We start from the raw sequence: 16,747 nt of genomic DNA, 5'->3' as shown, positions 1-16,747 counted from the left end.
AATCGTAGATGGAGGAGTACAGTTTCAGATATGCCACAAAAGGTGCTACATGATGATATAGCACCTTTGTTCATAATAATCCTACTATACCGCGTTTTAGAAATATTCTTTTTATAAAGATACTACTATTAAAAATAGGCTTAAGAGTATTATGTAACTTTTCAATTAAACAAATGGCTAATAATGGAGAGAATAAAATGAGTCAAATAGATGAAAAGATAAGGAGACGATATAACCGGGCAGCCCGATTCTATGATTTACTTGAAAAACCCATGGAAATTATGGTTTTGAAAAAATGGAGAATGGAAGTTATGAAAGATTTGGAGGGAAAAGTATTGGAAGTGGGAGTAGGTACGGGAAAGAATATTGAATATTATCCTGAGGGCATTGATATTACTGCAATAGATTTTAGCGAAAAAATGTTGGAAAGAGCAAAGGAAAAAGCAAAGAGGCTTAACAAGGAAGTAAATCTTATCCAGATGGATGTACAAGATATGAAGTTTCCCGATGATGCCTTTGATACAGTGTTTGCAACCTGCGTCTTTTGCTCCGTACCAGACCCGATAAAGGGATTGAAAGAAATTAGAAGAGTGTGCAAACCTACCGGTAAAATTATTATGATTGAACATGTCAGGAGTGAAAAGAAAGTATTAGGCTTGATTATGGATGCCTTGAACCCACTTGTTGTAAATACTTACGGTGCAAATATAAACCGAAGAACAATAGAAAATATTCATAAATCAGGATACACCGATGTTGAAGTTACAAACTTAACTGGTGATATTGTAAAGAAAATAGTGATACACAATGAAAAGTAGCCAACTTGAATTAAATTGGGTTGAAAACGAATAACCAGTAGAGGGTATCTACTGGTTATTCGGTAAATTACATTCCAGCCATTTTTCTGCATTCATCAGCACATTTACGGCATTCGTCTGCACACTTTTTGCAGTGGTCATCTTTGAACATATCGCACTCTTGAGCGCATTTGTCACAAATAGTTGCACAAAGTTTGCAAAGGTCTTTTGCATACTGAGCATCCATTGCCATAAATGCTGATGCTTCTTTACAGATACATGCACATTCAATGAGCATGCTTATGCAGCCTTTTCAGGCACCGACATCCGGTTCATTCAAGCACATTTTGAAGCATTCAAAACAGGCTTGAGCGCATCTGTTACATGCATCTATGCATGCCTGATACTTATCGGTTGTCTTAGTTACTATTCCCATTTTAATCATCCTTTCATTTATTTAATACAGAAGTTAGTATTTAACCCAAGCTGTATTATTATTCTAGGAATCATGAAAAATCCTTTGATGTACAAGGCCATTTAAATATTTAGGACTGTAGATGGTTTTAAATAATCACATTTATGTCGCTTGATTCATAAAATGTATTAATGCGCTAAGGGGAGGATTATAATGGCAGTTTGGTGTATGAGCTATCCACAATTTAAATCTGAAGATAGAATTGTATCACTAGTGTTTCATCCACCAGAGATAAAAAGTGGGACAGAGGCTACTATCATTTCACCTCAAGTAGGTATGTTATATGCTGTGCAGTTGCCCGATGGGGAACTTCATAGATGGTTTGCTTGGTTTGAGTTGCAGGCTGTAAATCCAAGACCTTATAATTATAAGTACCTTCAAATAGGAGATTATGCAAGAGTATTGACAGAGCAAGGGCACCCTGCTTATTCCTTTAGTTGTGATTATTCTTGCAATATTTACTAAAAGAATTATTCCTTCATTGACTGTAGGCATTCTTGCAGGGGGAATACTTCTGGCTTTTGTGTTATGATTTGCATAAGATTTTGTTGTTGCTACTTCATAACTCTGTTATGAGTAGCTTTCTTTTTTCTTTTTATTTTATCACACAAATACGTAATTTTACATCGGAAATTTGATAGATTTGCGGATTTTTTAAGCCGGCGCTAACAGTGTGTTTTTGTTTACACTCTGAGAAAGATGGTTAAATATATAACAAACAAGGCGGGTGCATGTGGACGCATATAAGGTATAGGGTGCAAGGGAAGGAAAAAGGGGCTGTTGGATTTACAAAAATAAGGATATATATTATAATGTTCTATATTAGAACAAGAGTTATTTTTCTAACCCTAACAGCCAGTTGACACTGACTTTAAGGATTTCGCACAGGGCTAACAACTCGTAATCAGTGACAATGCGCTTCTGCTGTTCTATCTTTGAGATGCTGGCTCTGTCTATGTACACGGCCATGGTTTCCAGTTTGGCGGACAACTGCTGCTGGGTTAGGTTGTTTTTTAGCCTTGCAACTTTTAACCGAGGCCCGATGATATTTCGATTATCGTTATCTAATACTAGTTTCATGTTTACCACCTTTGTGTTTTATTAGAACATTATAAGTTTAACCCAACATTTAAACTTATATGTTCTAATAAAGCGCATGATATTTTTTGTAGGAGAATGTGCTATGAAGAAGTTTGTAAAAGCCGAGAAAACAATATGCATATTGATAAACCAGCAAGGTGAGATTTACTACAGCAATATCGATAAGGATACTGCTGAAAAGTACCTGGAAGATATCCACATCTTTGACCATTTGCCTGTTGACGATACTGTTAGTTTCAATGTTCAGCATTATAGTATGACTGCTGATAAGGTTAATTTGGATAACGCAGAATACTACTTGATTCTCATTCAAGCACAAGGAAATTTATATAGATATGCATATAGGGACTCACTGACGGGCTTGTACAATCGAAACTATTGGGAACAGTTGAGGTCAGGTGCATTAGACACCTGCACATCTCCTAGTTTCTCTTTAATCATTATTGATATTGATAATTTAAAACACCTTAATGACAATAAGGGCCATTTGGCGGGAGACAAGGCTATACGGATTGTCGGGCAGTCTATTAGAGATAGTATTCGAAAACAGGATATTGCTATACGGTATGGAGGCGATGAGTTCTTTATACTGCTTGCAAGCACTAAAAGAGTTGTAGTAAAAAAGGTGATAAATAGGATTAGGGAAAGCATCAACAAAAAAGGGAAGGCAGAAAATATTCATATTGAAATAAGTACAGGGACAGCCTGCTCCGATTCTATTCATAAACTGGAAAAGGTGATAACTATGGCTGACAATAAAATGTATAAAGAGAAAAATGAAAAAAAGGTTCAAGTAAGACAGATAGCGGATGAACTAAAGAATTTAAAACAGAAAATAGAAACGGTAAGGGACAAATTAAACAGTAAAGTGGTTCAGGAGTCAAACGTATCAATTAATAAAGAACTATTGGAACTAAGTATAAAACTGGATAAACTTATTATAAAATATATAAAATATGTACAATAATATTTGAGGATAACTACACGGCTAATATTCTTTAAACCTTAATCTAATTGCAGGCAAGTACATTACGATTGTAATCGGATGCACTTGCTTTTTATTTTAAAACTTTATTTTTTAGTTCTGCTGTGATACTATGGATAGTAACTTTAAAATACTATCGAATTTATTAAGCGCCATTATCAATGTTTTATCTATTAAATGGCCGGAAATTAGGTGAAAGCATGATTGAGATTAAGGGAAAATATAATACCGCTAAAGTGTTTACTGATAATGTAGAGAGTGAAGCAATAGCCCAAATCACGGAATTATGCAATCAGGAGTTCGTAAAGGACAGCGTTATCAGGATTATGCCTGACACCCATGCCGGTGCAGGGTGCACCATTGGCACAACAATGACAATATCTGATAAAATTGTGCCCAATCTGGTTGGTGTGGATATAGGCTGCGGCATGGAAACCATAAGATTAAAGCAAAAAGAGATTGACTTTGAAAAACTGGATAAGGTTATTTATGATTATATCCCTTCAGGGTTTGATATTAGAAAAAAACAGCATAAATATGCTCAAAATATAGATTTTGATAGTTTAGCCTGTAAAAAACATGTTAACCTTGAAAGAGCAAGGTTGAGTATTGGCACCTTGGGAGGCGGAAATCACTTTATAGAAGTCAACAAAGACAGGGATGGGACATTATACCTTGTTGTCCATTCTGGAAGCAGGCATTTGGGAAAGCAGGTTGCAGAATACTATCAGGAACTGGCTTATAAGGAACTTACGGATATAAACAGGCTGAAGGCTGATATAGTTAAGAAACTGAAGGCAGAAGGGCGTGAAAAAGAAATCCAGGATGAAATTCAGAAAATCAGCCCTGTTAAAATCAGCAGACAATTAGCCTATGTACAGGGGGAAAGTTATAACAACTATTTGCACGATATGAAAATAGTCCAGCAGTATGCCGTATATAACCGCAAGGCCATTGTTGACGAGATTATAAACAGAATGGGGCTTGAAATAGAAGAACAGTTTACCACCATACACAACTATATTGATTTGGACACCATGATTTTAAGAAAAGGTGCTATTTCTGCCCGAAATGGCGAAAGAGTATTAATCCCGATAAATATGCGGGACGGAAGTCTGATTTGCATTGGGAAAGGCAATAAAGACTGGAATTACTCCGCACCTCATGGGGCAGGAAGGCTGATGAGCAGGAAAAAGGCTAAGGAAACCATCAGTCTTGAAGAGTTTGAAAAATCAATCTATTTTATCGGCAGCGGATGGGAAATGTTATCGAATAAATAAGTGTAAAATTAAAAAATTGAATTATTACATCTAAATACTAACTTGCGATTTGGTTCTAAAACCTTACAGGGAATGTGGGGAAATACTTCATTTGCTGTGAGGTTTTTTGTTTTTAGTGGACTGTGATTGGAGTCAAGTTTGTGATATAAACATTAGTCATTATAAAACTTTGGTGAATAAATGGCATTTGACAATAACATAATATGGATGTATAATATAATTGGCATATGCTAATTACAAAAGGGGTGTTTAAAGTGTCTAACTGTGAAAATTGTCCTACAAAAGAGGACTGCAAAACAAAAGAGGGTTGTCTGATAGAGAACAATCCGTATAACTTTGTAAAGAAAATAATCGGCGTAATGAGTGGAAAGGGAGGTGTTGGGAAATCAACGGTATCTGCCCTTATTGCAGAAGAGTTAAATAAAAAAGGGAATAGAGTCGGTATTCTGGATGCAGATATTACTGGCCCCAGTATTGCAAGACTTCTTAAAGTAAAAGACAAGATAATCCATTCAGTGAATAATAAATAAAAAATGGAGGTGTGTTACATGAAAATCGGTCTTTCTTCGATGGGTAAGGATATAAACAGTATGCTGGATGTAAGGTTTGGAAGGTGCAATTACTTTGTAATCTATGATACAGAAGATAGTTCAGTAAAAGCAATTGAGAATAAGGGCCAAATGTCAGGGGGAGGGGCAGGAATTGCAGCAGCCCAGCAAATCATTGACGAGGGTGTGGATGTCGTCATCACAGGAAATGTGGGACCCAATGCCTTTAACCTTTTTAAAAACTCGGATATCAAAGTCTACCGATGTGGAAGTATCAAAATTGATTCGGCTATACAGTCATTCAAGGAAGGGAAATTAGAGGAATTAACCGAGGCAGGTCCAGCCCATGCCGGGATGGGTATGGGAGCAGGCAGGGGATTCAGAGGGGGAAGATAAATTGAACATAGCCATATTAAGCGGAAAGGGAGGTACGGGGAAAACCACCGTATCCACCAATCTTTCTACCATTATAGGTGCCAATTATATCGACTGCGATGTGGAAGAGCCTAATGGATTTATATTTTTAAATCCCTCTCAAATAAAAAGAGAAGAAGTGCAGGTGGATTATCCGGTTGTTGATAGCAACAGATGTACTTTATGCGGAGACTGTGCAAAAGTATGCCAGTTTCATGCCTTGGTAAGGACAAAGAAAGATATCATGCTCTTTGAAAAACTCTGTCATGGTTGCCATGCGTGCGAGATAGTGTGTAAACAGGGTGCTTTAACCTTTGAAAAAAGGGAAATAGGAATAATAGAAGAAGGACGATATGGCAATTTAATTTGTAGAAGAGGAATTTTAAATGTAGGAGAGCCTATGGCAGTACCAGTTATTAAAAAGTTACTGAAAAATTTTCCTACAGGAATCAACCTTATTGACTGTGCCCCCGGGACGTCCTGTAACGTGGTGAATTCACTTCAATATGCAGATAGTGCAATACTGGTAACGGAACCTTCTGTCTTTGGGTTTCATGATTTAAAGATGGCAGTGCAACTGGTGAGAAATTTTCATCTTCCATTTGGTGTTATTATCAATAAATATAATGCCGAGGATGACAGAGTTCAGAAATATTGTGAGAAAGAGGATATAAACATATTAGGGGCTATACCTTACCGGAGAGAAGCAGCAGAGGCCTATTCTTCAGGAAAAATGATTGTGGAACTGCCTGAGTATAAAGAAATATTTGAAGAGATTGCAAAGAGGTTAAGGGAGGTGTTTCCTTGGAACTGACAGTGATAAGCGGAAAAGGCGGTACAGGCAAGACCACAATAGCCATGGCCCTATCTGAACTTGCAAAAGATGTGGTAAAAGCAGACTGCGATGTGGACGCACCCAACCTGTACCTTTTTTACAAAGGAAGAGATATAAAAAAAGAATATTTTTATGGAGGAAAAAAAGCGGTTATCGATAAAAAGTTTTGTACAGACTGTAAGGAATGTGAAAAGGTATGCCAGTTTGACGCAATCAAAGACGGTATAGTGAATCCCTTTAAATGTGAGGGCTGTGGTGCTTGTACTCTGGTTTGCCCTCAAAAAGCCGTTCGATTAAAAGAAGAAAAAACCGCTGATGTTTATATCACGCAAACTAATAAAGGGATTATTTCAAGGGCTCAGATGGAGGTGGGGAGTGAAGGTTCGGGAAAACTTATAACCCAACTTCGCAGTAATGCCAGAAAGTTTTCGGATGAGAATATCCTTATCATTATAGACGGTTCTCCAGGAATAGGTTGTCCTGTAATATCTTCAATTACGGGAAGTGATGCGGTATTGATTGTTACAGAGCCTACCCAGTCGGGTCTGGAGGACTTTGTGAGGGTAATGGAATTATGCAGGCATTTCGGAGTCCTAACTTTCGCCTGTATCAATAAGTATGATATCAATGATAAGATGGCAGGGGAAATCGGAGGTTTTTGCAGAGAGAATGATGTTTATGTAATAGGGAAAATACCCTATGATGATACGGTCATGAAGTCAATTAACGAGTTGAAGCCTATTGTTCATTATGAGGGCAGTAAGGCAAATCAGGCCATCAGGAAGATGTGGGATAACATTCAGGAGTATATAAATCGCATAAACCAATAAATTTTAGGAGGCGTTTATAAATGAAAATAGCAGTTGCAAGTGAAGGAAAATTTGTTAGCGGACACTTTGGACACTGTGAAGGATTTACAGTGTATGAGGTTGAAGAAAACAAGGCGTTAAAGAAGGATTTCATACAAAATCCGGGGCATAGGCCAGGATTTCTGCCTGATTTTCTAAAGCAATTAGGCGTGAATGTTGTAATTGCAGGGGGTATGGGAGAAACAGCCCAGCAGTTGTTTGCCCAAAACAATATAGATGTGATTGTAGGGGCGGAAGGGTATAGTGATGATGTCATCCAGCAGTATTTAAAAAACGAGTTAAAATCCACAGGAAGCATATGCAGGGAACATCAGCACGAAGGCCACTGCCATGAATAACGGGTAGGGGTTATCCTTATGGAGGGGGTAAAAAATAATACTCTGACAAAGGATAAGTTCTCTCTGATTAGAAAGTTGATAGAGAAAAACGGATTTAAATTTACGAAGCAAAGAAAATTGATACTGGAACAGTTTTTTCTTGCTGACAGGCATTTGAGTGTGGAAGAGATATATCAAAGGTTGAAAGAAAACAACATTGGTCTTGCCACAGTATATAGGAACGTGAAGATATTTAATGGTATTGGCATCGTAAAAGGAATTGTTGTGGATGGAGTAAGTTATTATGAACTGAAAATTTACAGTAAAAAGCCCCTGCATATTCATTTCCAGTGTGTTAAGTGTAATGATATAATAGACATTGATGAAAGAAAAGTTGCTTTAGAATATTTAAAGGTAAACAAGGCTATAGAAGATATAAATGATTTGGAAATTTACGATGTCAATATAATGCTCATTGGGTTATGTAAAAGATGCAGGGAGGTAAACGAATGCCAAGACCGATAAAATGCAGAAGAGTTGAATTTTTTCCAGAGAACACTTATTTTATACCATTAGGCAAAAGAAAGTGCGAGGTAGAAGAAATTGCTCTCAAGGTTGAAGAACTTGAGGCCATGAGATTGAAAGATATTGAGGGGCTTAGTCAGGAAGAGTGTGCGGAGAGGATGCAGGTTTCAAGGCAGACTTTCCAAAACATTATTGACAGTGCAAGAAGGAAGGTAGCGATAGCACTAACTCAAGGCAGTGCCATACACATAAGCGGAGGCTATTATACTTCAGGTTCATGCCAATTTAAGTGTTTAAACTGTGGTGAAGTTTATGATATAAATTATGAACAGGATAGAAATACTTGCCCATCCTGTGGTTCAAGCGAGGTAGTTTGTGAGAAGAAAAATAGGTTCTGCCACAGATGGTGCGGCAGATAGGTTGAATTTAATATATCAAGGGCATATCAAGAAGACGGTTCTTGCGATACACAAAATATATCACAAGAACCGTCTTTTTGATAAATCAGCAAGTCGGCATTTTCATAGATTTTACGAAAAAGTAAATGGATTATCTTTATCCATATTCTCATCCACCTCTCCTCCACCCTTCTAAATAATGGTATATGATATTTTCAAGGGACAGAATGTGCATAATGCGAATAAATTATATTTGCATTATGCCAACATAAGTAGTAAAATATGATGTGTATATTATGGAATACAGTGGAATAAAAGGTACGTGCATATTTAGATTTAGTTTAGCTAACCGGTCTAACCAAATTAAATACTATATCTATATCTTTGTCTTTATCTATATCTGTATCTTTCTAAATTCCCTGCAAAACCTTATTCTTACATTTTCCAAACTGTTTGGCGCATTGATTTTCATTGCAGCATTTTACGTTAATAATTGTACAGCCGTTACAACTCTTTTCATTTACGTCCATAAGGACATTTTTTCTGATTACCGGACAGAACCGTTCATTTCTTTCATAAATTATTGTCTCAAAGTACATATATATCCCTCCTGCAAAATCATCTTAAGTATTATATTCATAATTTGAATAAAATGTGTCTTAGTATACAGTAAAAAATGATATTTTAATTATTTAATGAAGTACCAAAGTGTAAAAATTTGGTGGGACAAAGTATAAAACCAGCGAAAATTGATTATAATTACAGTAAGTTATTATTCTATTGATCATTGTTGAATATTGGGACGGAATGATCTGGAGGGTTGTTATGGCTAAAATCTTAATGATTGAGATGAAACCATCGGAGAACAGTAATCTTTTACAAGATTTCTTAAATAGCTTTATTACCCGTAAAAAAACGCCGATAAAAATGGACCCGGAAAATAGAGAAAAAGAAGAAATACTTGAGAATTTAAATCGGGCAAAGAGGGATTTAGATGTGGCAAATGCCAATTTTGAATTTGCACAGGATGAAGGATTGGTAGATTACTATATCTATGAAATCAAAGCAGCCGAAACGAAATACCAATATCTATTGAAAAAAGCCAGGGAAAAAAACATCAATGTAACAAACTTCGAAAATGTGCATATATGGAATAGAAACAAAAAAATATAATTAGCAAAGATTTGTCCAAATTTTTATCATATTGCCGGGCAAACGATCGTATAATTGTAGTAATATGATTTGTAGTTCATGACTTACAGTTAGTTGAAAAATAAAGAAAAAAGGTCTAAAAACTATGAACGATGAACTGTGGACTAATGCTATAGGAGTGATAAAGGTGCCGGCAATAGAATATAATGTCGTATTTGCATATGTCTTTGGGCTCATCCTTTTGTATTTTGTTGGGTGGGTTTTACTTGTTCCACTTAAGATTATAATAAAACTTATCTACAATAGCGTATTAGGAGGTATTGCGCTGGTATTAATAAATTTCTTTGGAGGTTTTGCAGGTATACATATCGGAGTAAACCCCTTAACTGCCTTAGCTGCGGGAGTACTAGGAATACCCGGAATTGCATTGCTTTTGGTATTACAGTTTGTTTTTAGGGTATGAAGAAGATACTGTTTGACGAAACAGCAAAAAGTTCCATTGGCAAGCAGAGACGGTTATTCAGTGTCTTTTCCTGCAGCTTTTACGTATTACCAATTTAGTGGGAACCAATACCTTGGCTGCTTGATCTTTTTGGGACAAAGGTGACAATAATAATTGCACTGACATGGAGATGGACCAGTTGTATATTCGGATTAATAAAGGCCGTACGGACATCGGGTCTATGGGATTCATTGGGGACTGTTTGTACGGTACCGCTATTATAAAGAAACGGGAGATATTAGTTGCCTTCCGTTTTTTTATAATTCCACCCATAACTCACTACCCACCTATATTGTATACAATAATCACTCTCTACCTCGTCAACCCCACATATTTAGCCTTCTTTCAAAAAACCTGCTTGACAATAAATTATCATATTGGTATACTTATTTAGAGGTAATAATGTGAAAAATATTAGTATGTGTAGGTATGTTTTTTTCTATGTATACTGTATACAATTCATGCAATGCTTTTCGTTTATAAATCCTACATATATATTAAATTTACCTTAAGTTTAATAATTTCATCTATGAATTTTAGAGGGAGGGAATACTCTATGTCAAAAGTTGTTGAAATCAGATGGCATGGTCGTGGCGGCCAGGGCGCAAAGACAGCTTCATTGTTGCTTGCAGATGCAGCATTCAATACAGGCAAGTATATTCAGGGTTTTCCGGAATACGGTCCTGAAAGAATGGGTGCTCCAATTACTGCATACAACAGAATTAGTGATGAAAGAATTACTGTTCACAGCAATATCTATGAACCGGATTATGTAGTAGTAGTAGATGAAACCTTGATAGGTTCTGTAGATGTAACTGCAGGTCTTAAAGAAACGGGTGCAATTATCATTAACACTTCTAAGAGCCCTGAAGAAATCAGGCCTAAGTTAAAAGGCTACAAGGGAAAAGTTTGTACAATTGATGCAAGAGCTATATCTGTAGATTGTCTTGGAAAATACTTCCCTAACACACCGATGCTGGCAGCAGTGGTTAAGGTTAGCGGAGTTATGGATGAAGATGCATTCGTAAAAGACATGGAAGAATCATTTGCTCATAAGTTTGCTTCTAAGCCACAGGTTATCGAAGGTAACATGAAAGCTCTTAAGAGGGCATTAACGGAGGTGAAAGGACTATGAGTAAGGAAAGAAAAAAAGTAATAACTCCTGATATTACCTGGAAAGAAACTACTCCCGGCGGAATTGTTATTGATGCCGGTAATGCAGAAGATTTCAAAACTGGGGACTGGCGTTCAATGAAGCCTATCTGGTTACAGGAAAAATGTAAGCAATGTTTGCTTTGCTATCCGGTATGCCCTGATACCTCTATTCTTATCAATGAAGAAGGTAAGAGGGTTGATTTTGACTACGACCATTGCAAAGGCTGCGGCGTTTGCGTGGAAGTATGTCCATTTGATGCAATTGATTTTGTTGAAGAAGAGTAAATAAGGGAGGGACAAGATAATGGCAATAAGAGATAGATTAAGCGGTAACGAAGCTGTAGCAGTTGCTATGAAGCAAATTAATCCGGATGTTGTTGCAGCTTTTCCTATAACACCGTCTACAGAAGTACCTCAATACTTCTCATCCTTTGTTGCAGATGGAAAAGTTGATACTGAATTTGTAGCTGTTGAATCTGAGCATAGTGCAATGAGTGCATGTATTGGTGCACAGGCTGCTGGTGCCAGGACAATTACTGCTACATCAGCAAACGGTTTGGCATTAATGTGGGAAATGCTTTACATAGCTGCTTCTTCCAGATTACCTGTTACTTTAGCAGCAGTAAACAGAGCACTTTCCGGTCCTATCAACATTCACAACGACCATAGTGATACGATGGGAGCTAGAGATTCCGGTTGGATCCAATTATACGGTGAAACAAACCAGGAGGCATATGATAACTTGATTCAAGCGATCAGAATCGGTGAACATCCTGATGTAATGCTGCCTGTTATGGTTTGCTATGATGGATTCATCACCAGCCATGCTGTTGAAAATATTGATTTAATTGAAGATGATAAAGTAAAAGAATTTGTAGGTGAATACAAACCAGAACATTTCTTAAATAATAGAAACAATCCGGTTGCAATGGGTCCTTTAGATCTGCAAAACCACTACTTCGAGCACAAGAGACAACAAGCTGAAGCAATGAGAAATGCCAAGAAAGTAATTCTCGAAATAGCTGCCGAATTTGAAAAATTAACCGGAAGAAAATACGGCTTATTTGAAGAATACAAAATGGAAGATGCAGAAGTTGCAATCGTAGTAATTAACTCTACTGCCGGTACTGCTAAATTCGTAGTAGATGGACTGAGAGCAAAGGGTGTAAAAGCTGGTTTGGTTAAAATCAGAGTATTCAGACCATTCCCTGTTGAAGAACTTGCAGCTGCACTTTCAAAATGCAAAGCTATAGCAGTTATGGACAAAGCTGACAGTTTCAATGCTGCTGGAGGTCCGTTATTTACAGAAGTAACCAGTGCAATGTTCGGAAGAGCAGATGGAGTGAAAGTAATTAACTACATCTATGGCTTGGGCGGAAGAGACGTTAAGACTGATGACATAGAATTGGTTTATAACGAATTGCTTGAAATCGTTAAGACCGGAAAAGTTAAGTCTGTTTATAATTATCTTGGTGTAAGAGAATAGGAGGTGCAGTAATGGCTTACAATTTAAAAGTAGAAGCTAGAAAACCGGAAAGATTTACCGGTGGACATAGAATGTGTGCTGGTTGCGGAGCTCCAGTTGTTGTTAGAACTATTTTAAGAGCTTTAAAGCCGGAAGACCATGCAGTTTGCGGTGCTGCAACAGGATGTCTTGAAGTTTCAACATTCCTTTATCCATATACATCCTGGAAGGATTCTTTCATTCACAGTGCTTTTGAAAATGCTGCTGCAACAATTTCAGGTGCAGAAGCAGCTTATGTTGCAATGAAGAGAAAGGGTAAATTACCTGAAGGCGAAACCAAGTTTATTGCATTTGGTGGAGATGGTGGTACCTACGATATAGGTTTACAATCCTTATCCGGAGCAATGGAAAGAGGGCATGACATGCTTTATGTATGTTATGATAACGGCGCATATATGAACACAGGTATTCAACGTTCTTCAGCTACTCCTAAGTACGCTGATACTACAACTTCTCCTGCTGGGTCTGTAATCCCAGGTAAAAAGCAGTCCAGAAAAGACCTCACTTTAATTATGGCAAATCATCACCTGCCATACGTAGCACAGACTGCGCCTTTAGGAAACATGAGAGACCTTCATGAAAAAGCTGAAAAAGCACTTTATACAAAAGGTGCTACTTTCCTGAACGTATTAGCTCCATGTCCTAGAGGATGGAGATATGATACTCCTAAGTTAATGGACATCTGCAAACTGGCAGTTGAAACTTGTTTCTGGCCGTTATATGAAGTAATCGATGGGAAATATGTAATCAACTATAAGCCAAAGAACAAGCTTCCCGTAGAAGAATATTTGAAACCACAGGGAAGATTCAGACACTTATTCAAAAAAGGTAATGAACACATGATTGCTGAAATCCAGGCGGAAGTAGACAGAAGATGGAATGAACTTCTTGTTCTTGCTGGAGAAGCGTAAGATAAGCAAAATTTTCTCACATAAGATAAAAATTGAGAATAAAAGAATTGATTAATTCAAGGTTCTCAATTTTAATATTAAAAAGTCAGTCCTGATTGAAATTAGTCACGGGGCTGGCTTTTTGTTTCTATTGCTTTCTGGGTTATGATGTTATAGAATAAAAAAGACTGAGGATTATAGAATAGTGTTTGTATTAAAACTTTATAGCATAATATACGGCTTGATCTGAAAAGGAGGCATAGCAATAAATGAATGAAGATAAACGAATGGCAGAAAAGGAAGAACATCTCCCTCTGTTAGGAGCAAACACAATATTTCTAATTGGAATTTTGGCCTTATTTATTGTAGATATACTTGTCAATGTATTTATCAAAGCAAAAAATATTAAAGTTAGTACTAATACATTTTATTCTGTCGCACTAATTACTGAGTTTTTATTTATATTGTTACCTTCTTATTTATATGTGCTTTTTACAGGTAAACAAGTAAGGAAGGTTTTAAGAATAAATCGGTTATCAATTGTAAATGTATTAATAACAGTAGGCATTATGGTATTTTCATTACCTTTGATAGGCTTTATCAATTTTATTGTAATATCAATCATCAATGCTATTGGAAGACCTATTCCCAATCCATTATTGGATATTAAAAATATTCGGAGCCTTATAATAGGTACTGCGGTTATTGCCGGTTCGGCGGGAATATGCGAAGAGGTTATGTTTAGAGGGGTAGTGCTTAGAGGTTACGAAAGGTTCGGAAAAACTACTGCACTTATTGTTACTTCACTGCTGTTTGCTGTTATGCATAGGAATATTCAAAATGTAGCAGGCATCTTTTTTATTGGCCTTGTGATTGGTTATCTGGTATACAGGACTAATTCCATTTTTGCAGGTATGATTGCTCACTTTACAAATAATGCAATAGTAGTGGTGATTACCTTTGGATTAAATAAGTTTGCTGAAATGGCGGGTATAGATATAAAAGAGCTAACAGAAAGTCAACAAGCACTGGGTCTGCAGGCTATGAATATTGCAGCGGCAATATTCTGGTTATTTATTGTAATATTTTCTGCAGTGGTTTTTGCCGGCTTGATTACCTTGTTAAGGCATAATACGCAAGATATAGTGGGGCGAAATAATGATCAAGTGAAGAATATGGAGTGGAGAGTAGAGAATGAACACCGGAACATAACATTCTCTCAATACATTCCTCTGGTGATAGGGTTAATTCTTATAGGTTTGAAGTTTACACAGGATATTTATTATATATTGTCTTTAAATATGCCGGAATGGATGAAGTGGATATAAAATATTTGAAAAATAGGATTGGTATCAAATAAATCGAAGGAAGCATTGAAATGCTTCCTTCGATTTATTTTCCTAATTTTGCTTTTAACGCGGCCAATTCATCCATAACTTCAGAATTTTCATTTTCCAGTTCAGAAAATTTCTTTTCCAGGTCATCACCGGCCATGGATTCATTTAATTCTGCTTCTGCTATAGCTTTACTTTCTATTTCATCAACCTTTTCCGCCATTCGGTTAAAAGTATCAAATACGCTGGTGTCATTAAGACTTGCCATGGTTCTTTGGATTGATCTTTGAGCCTCTGCTCTCTTTGTCCTGGCAATGAGAAGATTTTTCTTACGTTTTGCTTCCTCTATTTTATTGCTGAGCTCTCTTAAGCTGTCTTTAAGCTTATCTGTAGCAGCTTTTTGGGCTTCCCATTGGACTCTATACTGGGAAGCAAGGCCTTCATATTCTTTTTTGCGGTTAAGAGCAGCAATTGCCAGCTGGTCATCTCCTTTTTTAACAGCCAGTTCTGCTTTGCTGACCCATTCTGCAACTTTGGCTTCATGTTCATCCAAAAGTTTCTTTAATTTTTTCTCATCAGCAATGGCTGAAGCAACCTCAATCTTTGCTTTGTTGTACTGTTCACTCATATCAATAATTAATTGGTTAAGCATCTTCTCAGGATCTTCAGCCTTTGAAATCAGATCATTAATGTTAGACTTTATGACTGTTGCCAAACGATCAAAAATACCCACGTAAATAGCCTCCCTTTTATTAAGTTCGGAGTTTCTTCTTACAATACTCCTTACTATTCACTCTTCCATTCTCCATTGTTTATAATGAGCGAAGTTTAAAATTCAATATTTCCTTAATACAAACTTCGCGAATTTCATCGATAACTACCTTAATTTTTAATTTATTTATAATTTTAAAGTGCGTTATCGATACATTTCACTAATTAAAATATTTTACTAACAATTCATAATGCTGTATAAGCGCCAGGCCTATACTTTCAATGGTAGATTGAAATTCATTCATATCAAGATTTTCAGCCTGGAGGGTATCAACAATTATTACGCTGTCCCCCTCAATTGCATAGGCACCATGTACCAAATCTGTTGCATTTAATTCCAGCAGCTTCTTATAAAACTCTTCGCGGTTTTCTTTCGGTACAGGCATTATTTTTACTCTAAATAAAACAATTGGTTCCAAAAGTTTTACGACAATATTATCGATGTTGGCCAGTTCATCTTCGATCATCCAAGTGTTTTCATCGATTTCTTCAAAACTAAGATTCATATCAAGCATGAATTTCTCAATCCTGTCCTTGGTATCCATAAAAAACCTCCTTTGTTGAAATTAATCTATATAGTTCACAGTTAACAGTAGTAAACGATTTAATAGCCTTTACCGTGAACCGTGAACTGTGAACTGTGAACCGTGAACCTATTAACTTTATCTGCCATGTAAAATCATTATCAGTAAGTATATATTAAGTATATTATATATATTAATATACGTAAAACTCAAGAAATAGTCTAAAAAAGTTAATAAAAATGAATTTCCCCTTCTCTTTCATTTACTAACTATTTGTGATACAATTAAGAAGGTCAAAGTCTGTCTTACGTGCGCCAGCCCGATGGTGAAAGCAGAGGGTAAGCAGTTTT

Annotated in this window: 22 protein-coding genes and 1 pseudogene; 18 read left to right on the top strand and 5 right to left on the bottom strand. The window is 36.5% G+C overall.

Going from position 1 to position 16,747, the window contains the following annotated elements:
• Positions 1–197: 197 nt before the first annotated feature.
• The gene (locus CIB29_RS11150) at positions 198–818 is read left to right on the top strand and encodes a class I SAM-dependent methyltransferase (RefSeq protein ID WP_094549712.1); all 621 of its coding nucleotides are present in this window, start codon (positions 198–200) and stop codon (positions 816–818) included.
• Positions 819–885: 67 nt separating this feature from the next.
• On the opposite strand, the pseudogene CIB29_RS11145 reads toward CIB29_RS11150, so the two are convergent.
• Positions 886–1,233, bottom strand: a pseudogene (locus tag CIB29_RS11145) (four-helix bundle copper-binding protein).
• Between the two features lie 192 nt (positions 1,234–1,425).
• On the opposite strand from CIB29_RS11145, the gene CIB29_RS11140 reads away from it, so the two are divergent.
• The gene (locus CIB29_RS11140) at positions 1,426–1,737 is read left to right on the top strand and encodes a hypothetical protein (protein ID WP_094549710.1); all 312 of its coding nucleotides are present in this window, start codon (positions 1,426–1,428) and stop codon (positions 1,735–1,737) included.
• Between the two features lie 369 nt (positions 1,738–2,106).
• Here the strand turns inward: CIB29_RS11140 and CIB29_RS11135 are convergent, their stop codons facing one another.
• Complete coding sequence (locus CIB29_RS11135) at positions 2,107–2,352, bottom strand: helix-turn-helix domain-containing protein (protein ID WP_094549708.1); 246 nt, start codon at positions 2,350–2,352, stop codon at positions 2,107–2,109.
• A gap of 103 nt (positions 2,353–2,455) precedes the next feature.
• Between CIB29_RS11135 and CIB29_RS11130 the strand changes: the two genes are divergently transcribed.
• The 9 genes from CIB29_RS11130 (at position 2,456) to CIB29_RS11090 (ending at position 8,565) form a co-directional block, all read left to right on the top strand.
• Positions 2,456–3,340 (top strand): diguanylate cyclase, encoded by an 885-nt coding sequence (locus CIB29_RS11130; protein ID WP_094549706.1) that lies wholly within the window; start codon positions 2,456–2,458, stop codon positions 3,338–3,340.
• Positions 3,341–3,558: 218 nt separating this feature from the next.
• The gene (locus tag CIB29_RS11125) at positions 3,559–4,638 is read left to right on the top strand and encodes an RtcB family protein (protein WP_094549704.1); all 1,080 of its coding nucleotides are present in this window, start codon (positions 3,559–3,561) and stop codon (positions 4,636–4,638) included.
• A 254-nt stretch (positions 4,639–4,892) separates the two neighbouring features.
• Positions 4,893–5,168 carry a P-loop NTPase gene (locus CIB29_RS11120; protein WP_479724522.1) on the top strand — a complete coding sequence of 92 codons (276 nt, stop codon included), beginning with the start codon at positions 4,893–4,895 and terminating at the stop codon, positions 5,166–5,168.
• 18 nt (positions 5,169–5,186) lie between these two features.
• A complete protein-coding gene (locus CIB29_RS11115; protein WP_094549702.1) occupies positions 5,187–5,582 on the top strand; it encodes a NifB/NifX family molybdenum-iron cluster-binding protein in 396 nt (131 codons plus the stop codon).
• A gap of 1 nt (position 5,583) precedes the next feature.
• Complete coding sequence (locus CIB29_RS11110; protein ID WP_094549700.1) at positions 5,584–6,414, top strand: nucleotide-binding protein; 831 nt, start codon at positions 5,584–5,586, stop codon at positions 6,412–6,414.
• Positions 6,405–7,265, top strand: coding sequence for an ATP-binding protein (locus CIB29_RS11105; RefSeq protein WP_094549698.1), 861 nt, complete (start codon positions 6,405–6,407; stop codon positions 7,263–7,265). Before CIB29_RS11110 ends, CIB29_RS11105 begins: the two co-directional genes overlap by 10 nt.
• 20 nt (positions 7,266–7,285) lie before the next feature.
• A complete protein-coding gene (locus tag CIB29_RS11100; protein ID WP_094549696.1) occupies positions 7,286–7,642 on the top strand; it encodes a NifB/NifX family molybdenum-iron cluster-binding protein in 357 nt (118 codons plus the stop codon).
• 18 nt (positions 7,643–7,660) lie between these two features.
• Positions 7,661–8,146, top strand: coding sequence for a Fur family transcriptional regulator (locus tag CIB29_RS11095; RefSeq protein ID WP_094549694.1), 486 nt, complete (start codon positions 7,661–7,663; stop codon positions 8,144–8,146).
• Positions 8,131–8,565, top strand: coding sequence for a DUF134 domain-containing protein (locus CIB29_RS11090; protein ID WP_094549692.1), 435 nt, complete (start codon positions 8,131–8,133; stop codon positions 8,563–8,565). The genes CIB29_RS11095 and CIB29_RS11090 overlap by 16 nt, the downstream gene beginning before the upstream one ends.
• 389 nt (positions 8,566–8,954) lie before the next feature.
• On the opposite strand, the gene CIB29_RS11085 is transcribed toward CIB29_RS11090, so the two are convergent.
• Positions 8,955–9,143 carry a hypothetical protein gene (locus CIB29_RS11085; RefSeq protein WP_094549690.1) on the bottom strand — a complete coding sequence of 63 codons (189 nt, stop codon included), beginning with the start codon at positions 9,141–9,143 and terminating at the stop codon, positions 8,955–8,957.
• Between the two features lie 226 nt (positions 9,144–9,369).
• Between CIB29_RS11085 and CIB29_RS11080 the strand changes: the two genes are divergently transcribed.
• The 7 genes from CIB29_RS11080 to CIB29_RS11050 all read left to right on the top strand — a co-directional run bounded on the left by CIB29_RS11080 (position 9,370) and on the right by CIB29_RS11050 (position 15,096).
• Positions 9,370–9,717 (top strand): YaaL family protein, encoded by a 348-nt coding sequence (locus CIB29_RS11080; RefSeq protein ID WP_157910281.1) that lies wholly within the window; start codon positions 9,370–9,372, stop codon positions 9,715–9,717.
• A gap of 124 nt (positions 9,718–9,841) precedes the next feature.
• A complete protein-coding gene (locus CIB29_RS11075; protein WP_094549686.1) occupies positions 9,842–10,159 on the top strand; it encodes a pro-sigmaK processing inhibitor BofA family protein in 318 nt (105 codons plus the stop codon).
• 595 nt (positions 10,160–10,754) lie between these two features.
• Positions 10,755–11,333, top strand: coding sequence for a 2-oxoacid:acceptor oxidoreductase family protein (locus CIB29_RS11070; protein WP_094549684.1), 579 nt, complete (start codon positions 10,755–10,757; stop codon positions 11,331–11,333).
• On the top strand, positions 11,330–11,638 hold the full coding sequence (locus CIB29_RS11065; RefSeq protein ID WP_094549682.1) for a 4Fe-4S binding protein: 309 nt from the start codon (positions 11,330–11,332) through the stop codon (positions 11,636–11,638). The genes CIB29_RS11070 and CIB29_RS11065 overlap by 4 nt, the downstream gene beginning before the upstream one ends.
• 19 nt (positions 11,639–11,657) lie before the next feature.
• On the top strand, positions 11,658–12,839 hold the full coding sequence (gene porA / locus CIB29_RS11060; protein WP_094549680.1) for a pyruvate ferredoxin oxidoreductase: 1,182 nt from the start codon (positions 11,658–11,660) through the stop codon (positions 12,837–12,839).
• A gap of 11 nt (positions 12,840–12,850) precedes the next feature.
• Positions 12,851–13,789, top strand: a complete 939-nt coding sequence (locus tag CIB29_RS11055) for a thiamine pyrophosphate-dependent enzyme (protein WP_094549678.1) — start codon at positions 12,851–12,853, stop codon at positions 13,787–13,789.
• Between the two features lie 248 nt (positions 13,790–14,037).
• Entirely contained in the window at positions 14,038–15,096 is a 1,059-nt protein-coding gene (locus CIB29_RS11050) for a type II CAAX endopeptidase family protein (protein WP_094549676.1), read from the top strand.
• Between the two features lie 64 nt (positions 15,097–15,160).
• Here the strand turns inward: CIB29_RS11050 and CIB29_RS11045 are convergent, their stop codons facing one another.
• Both CIB29_RS11045 and CIB29_RS11040 read right to left on the bottom strand, forming a co-directional pair.
• A complete protein-coding gene (locus tag CIB29_RS11045) occupies positions 15,161–15,835 on the bottom strand; it encodes a PspA/IM30 family protein (RefSeq protein ID WP_094549674.1) in 675 nt (224 codons plus the stop codon).
• Positions 15,836–16,034: 199 nt separating this feature from the next.
• Positions 16,035–16,418 carry a YbjN domain-containing protein gene (locus CIB29_RS11040; RefSeq protein ID WP_094549672.1) on the bottom strand — a complete coding sequence of 128 codons (384 nt, stop codon included), beginning with the start codon at positions 16,416–16,418 and terminating at the stop codon, positions 16,035–16,037.
• Positions 16,419–16,747 lie beyond the last annotated feature (329 nt).

Origin of the sequence: Petroclostridium xylanilyticum, from assembly GCF_002252565.1 — a bacterium.
GTDB classification, from domain to species: domain Bacteria; phylum Bacillota; class Clostridia; order SK-Y3; family SK-Y3; genus Petroclostridium; species Petroclostridium xylanilyticum.
The sequence above is the reverse complement of the archived record's forward strand: the minus strand, read 5'-3'. Positions and strand labels throughout refer to the sequence as shown.

Bases quoted from the DNA above. Each gene is read 5' to 3' on its own strand.
- CIB29_RS11080 (WP_157910281.1), top strand. From the start codon at position 9,370: ATGGCTAAAATCTTAATGATTGAGATGAAACCATCGGAGAACAGTAAT.
- CIB29_RS11095 (WP_094549694.1), top strand. From the start codon at position 7,661: ATGGAGGGGGTAAAAAATAATACTCTGACAAAGGATAAGTTCTCTCTG.
- CIB29_RS11085 (WP_094549690.1), bottom strand. From the start codon at position 9,143: ATGTACTTTGAGACAATAATTTATGAAAGAAATGAACGGTTCTGTCCG.
- CIB29_RS11130 (WP_094549706.1), top strand. From the start codon at position 2,456: ATGAAGAAGTTTGTAAAAGCCGAGAAAACAATATGCATATTGATAAAC.
- CIB29_RS11040 (WP_094549672.1), bottom strand. From the start codon at position 16,418: ATGGATACCAAGGACAGGATTGAGAAATTCATGCTTGATATGAATCTT.
- CIB29_RS11075 (WP_094549686.1), top strand. From the start codon at position 9,842: ATGAACGATGAACTGTGGACTAATGCTATAGGAGTGATAAAGGTGCCG.
- CIB29_RS11125 (WP_094549704.1), top strand. From the start codon at position 3,559: ATGATTGAGATTAAGGGAAAATATAATACCGCTAAAGTGTTTACTGAT.
- porA (WP_094549680.1), top strand. From the start codon at position 11,658: ATGGCAATAAGAGATAGATTAAGCGGTAACGAAGCTGTAGCAGTTGCT.
- CIB29_RS11090 (WP_094549692.1), top strand. From the start codon at position 8,131: ATGCCAAGACCGATAAAATGCAGAAGAGTTGAATTTTTTCCAGAGAAC.
- CIB29_RS11070 (WP_094549684.1), top strand. From the start codon at position 10,755: ATGTCAAAAGTTGTTGAAATCAGATGGCATGGTCGTGGCGGCCAGGGC.
- CIB29_RS11055 (WP_094549678.1), top strand. From the start codon at position 12,851: ATGGCTTACAATTTAAAAGTAGAAGCTAGAAAACCGGAAAGATTTACC.
- CIB29_RS11050 (WP_094549676.1), top strand. From the start codon at position 14,038: ATGAATGAAGATAAACGAATGGCAGAAAAGGAAGAACATCTCCCTCTG.
- CIB29_RS11150 (WP_094549712.1), top strand. From the start codon at position 198: ATGAGTCAAATAGATGAAAAGATAAGGAGACGATATAACCGGGCAGCC.
- CIB29_RS11100 (WP_094549696.1), top strand. From the start codon at position 7,286: ATGAAAATAGCAGTTGCAAGTGAAGGAAAATTTGTTAGCGGACACTTT.
- CIB29_RS11135 (WP_094549708.1), bottom strand. From the start codon at position 2,352: ATGAAACTAGTATTAGATAACGATAATCGAAATATCATCGGGCCTCGG.
- CIB29_RS11140 (WP_094549710.1), top strand. From the start codon at position 1,426: ATGGCAGTTTGGTGTATGAGCTATCCACAATTTAAATCTGAAGATAGA.
- CIB29_RS11065 (WP_094549682.1), top strand. From the start codon at position 11,330: ATGAGTAAGGAAAGAAAAAAAGTAATAACTCCTGATATTACCTGGAAA.
- CIB29_RS11115 (WP_094549702.1), top strand. From the start codon at position 5,187: ATGAAAATCGGTCTTTCTTCGATGGGTAAGGATATAAACAGTATGCTG.